This is a genomic window from Arthrobacter sp. 35/47 (genome assembly GCF_000520475.1).
Lineage (GTDB): Bacteria > Actinomycetota > Actinomycetes > Actinomycetales > Micrococcaceae > Arthrobacter_D > Arthrobacter_D subterraneus.
Genome location: NZ_KI914620.1, coordinates 22,300 through 25,038 on the forward strand (window position 1 = coordinate 22,300; position 2,739 = coordinate 25,038).

Annotated in this window: 3 protein-coding genes and 1 pseudogene; 2 read left to right on the top strand and 2 right to left on the bottom strand. The window is 69.2% G+C overall.

Features of this window, described 5'->3' with window-relative positions:
• Nucleotides 1-235: pseudogene (locus tag X803_RS22395) on the bottom strand (6-phospho-beta-glucosidase); the annotation flags it as partial.
• A gap of 45 nt (nt 236-280) precedes the next feature.
• Here X803_RS22395 and X803_RS0116245 point away from each other — a divergent pair.
• A complete protein-coding gene (locus X803_RS0116245; protein ID WP_026545950.1) occupies nt 281-1,366 on the top strand; it encodes a carbohydrate kinase family protein in 1,086 nt (361 codons plus the stop codon).
• Between the two features lie 58 nt (nt 1,367-1,424).
• On the opposite strand, the gene X803_RS0116250 is transcribed toward X803_RS0116245, so the two are convergent.
• On the bottom strand, nt 1,425-2,222 hold the full coding sequence (locus X803_RS0116250) for an SDR family oxidoreductase (RefSeq protein WP_026545951.1): 798 nt from the start codon (nt 2,220-2,222) through the stop codon (nt 1,425-1,427).
• 99 nt (nt 2,223-2,321) lie between these two features.
• On the opposite strand from X803_RS0116250, the gene X803_RS21665 reads away from it, so the two are divergent.
• Nucleotides 2,322-2,739, top strand: a 418-nt coding sequence (locus X803_RS21665; RefSeq protein ID WP_035779526.1) for an alanine racemase, incomplete at its 3' end; no start/stop codon positions are given.

Below are 2,739 nucleotides of genomic sequence, written 5' to 3' on the forward strand. Positions count from 1 at the left end.
CCCCCGCCAGCGCTTCTTCCAGCCGATCGTTGACGGTGAGCCGGGGCGGGCGGGCACCCTCCGGCAGGGGCAGGTCGGCTGCCACGCGGGCGATTGCTGCTGAACGGGAGTGATCGGCGTCGTACAGGCACACCTCGTCGACCAGGCCGGCAAAGGCACCCGAGCACAGTGCACGGTAGATCAGCGGAACCCGGAACCCGCCGCCGCCGATGACGGCCAGCTTGATGGTGTGCACGGTGTTGTCCTCCCTGCCCCGCAACTGCGGGGTATCGTGCCCTACATGGCCACCCCGAACCGTTTTGACCCGCTTGCCTCCGCGCGAACCTCAGAGGACCCCGAGTTCGACCTCCTGCTCACCGGTTCGGTGTTCTTCGACATTATCTTCACCGGGCTGGATGCGCTGCCCACGCCGGGGACCGAAGTCTGGGCCGAGGGGATGGGCTCCTGCCCGGGCGGGGTGGCCAACCAGGCCATCGCCGCGAGCAGGCTGGGCCTGCGGACCACGCTGGCGGCCGCCTTCGGCGATGACGGCTACGGCGCCTTCAACCGCAGCATCCTGCAGGGGCAGGAGCACGTGGACCTCTCGCGCTCGCGGACCTTCGAGCAGTGGCACTCACCCGTCACGGTCTCCCTCTCCGTGGCGCGCGACCGGTCCATGGTCACCCACGGGCACCCCTCACCGTTGTCCGCGTCGGAGCTGCTCGCGGACCTGCCGCGCTGCCGGGCGGCCATGGCGGAGGTCGGTCCCCAGGTTGAGCCGTGGGTCCCGGCGGCACACGCGCTCGGGATGCGGCTCTTCGGGGATGTCGGGTGGGACCCGAGCGGATCCTGGTCTCCGGACGCGCTGGATTCCCTCCGGTACTTCCACGCCTTCCTCCCCAACGAAACCGAGGCCATGGCCTACACCAGGACCAGTGACCCGTGGGCTGCGCTGTACGCGCTCGCTGACCGGGTGCCCGTCGCGGTGGTGACGGTCGGCCAGCAGGGTGCCATCGCCGTCGACTCCCTCACCGGTGAGGAGGAATGGGTCCCGGCGCTGCCGGTCAACGCCTATGACCCCACGGGAGCCGGTGACTGCTTCGGGGCCGCCTTCATCACCGGGGACCTGGCCGGGTGGCCGCTGGCGGACCGGCTGGCGTTCGCCAATCTTTGCGCCTCCCTGTCGGTGCAGGAGGTCGGAGGATCGCTCGCCGCCCCGGGCTGGGGCGACATTGCCGACTGGTGGCGCCGGGTGAGCGCCGAGCGCGACGGCGTCCGCAAACAGTGGCTGCGCCGCTACGCCTTCCTGGAGGACATCGTGTCCCACGTTCCGGCCGAGGCGGTCCGGCGGGCAAGCGCCACTATCGCAACACAATCCGATGCCTGAGGCGCCCTCCGCGGACTTCGGCCAGAACGCCGGCTCCGGTTAGTTCGCCCTGTGCCGGTCAGACCGACCGCCAGTCATCACTGGTGATGTGGGACCCCGCCTGGGGGCCCATCTGGAGCATGCCGCCGTCGACCACCCAGGATGCTCCGGTGACGTAACTGGACGCCGGTGAGGCGAGGAACGCGATCACAGCGGCGACTTCCCGTGCATCGCCCGGGCGTCCCAGCGGCACCCCCGGCCGGCGTATCTCGTGGGGGTCCTCATCCTCCGCGCCGGTCATGGGAGTGGCGATCTCACCGGGCAGGACGGCGTTCGCCGTGATGCCCCGGTCGCCCAGTTCCAGCGCGATGGTGCGGATCAGGCCGCCGAGTCCGTGCTTGGACGCGTCATAGGCGGCCGCGCCGACCCGGGGCTGCTCCTGGTGGACACTCGTCACGGCGATGATGCGGCCGCCGTTTCCTGCGCTGACCATCCGCTTCGCGGCCCGCTGGATACACACGAACGCGCCATCCAGGTTCGCTGTCACGGTTCCGCGCCAGGTGTCCCAGTCGAGATCCAGGAAGAGGGTTCCGTCACCGGTTCCGGCATTGTTCACGAAGACATCGACGCCGCCGAGCGTGTCCGCCAGCTGGTCGATGACGTCGCCGCAACCCGGTATGTCGGTGGTATCAAGCTGGGCCACGGCCGCTTTCCGGCCTGCCGCTTCCACCTGACGGGCAGTCTCCTCCGCTCCTTCCCGGTCCGAATGCCAGGTAATGCCGACGTCGCAGCCCGCTTCTGCGAGCGCCACGGCAGTTGCGCGTCCAATGCCCGAGTCGGAGCCGGTGACTATTGCTGTTGTGGGAGAGAAAGTCATGATCCATCGTGTCGCCGCCGGAACGCTGAGCGCAAGGGCACCTGGCGCTCCGCACCCCCGGATTCCTGACCGTCCGTTCAAAGCTGACAGAATAGGCGTGTGAGTTTTTCAGCAGGTCCCGTGCCCGAGCGGCGGGTAGACATCGACCTCGCCGCGGTGCGGCACAACGTACGGCATATCGCTGAAATCGCGAGCCCCGCGCGGGTCATGGCAGTGGTCAAGGCTGACGGCTACGGACACGGTGCCGTGCCCGTAGCCAGGGCCGCGCTGGAAGCGGGAGCCGCCTGGCTTGGCGTCGCGCACATCTCCGAAGCCGTGGAACTGCGCGAGGCGGGCATTGAAGCGCCCATCCTGGCCTGGCTGCACACCGAATCGAGCGACTTCGCGGCGGCCATCGAGCTGGGCATTGACCTCGGAATCTCCGGCTGGGAACTGACCCATGTGGTGAGTGAGGCGCGGCGGCTTGAGCGTCCCGCCCGCGTGCACCTGAAGATCGACACGGGGCTCGGCCGGAACG

What these genes read in the sequence shown, in the direction of transcription:
- X803_RS0116245 (WP_026545950.1), top strand. Translation starts at nt 281, where the DNA reads ATGGCCACCCCGAACCGTTTTGACCCGCTTGCCTCCGCGCGAACCTCA.
- X803_RS0116250 (WP_026545951.1), bottom strand. Translation starts at nt 2,222, where the DNA reads ATGACTTTCTCTCCCACAACAGCAATAGTCACCGGCTCCGACTCGGGC.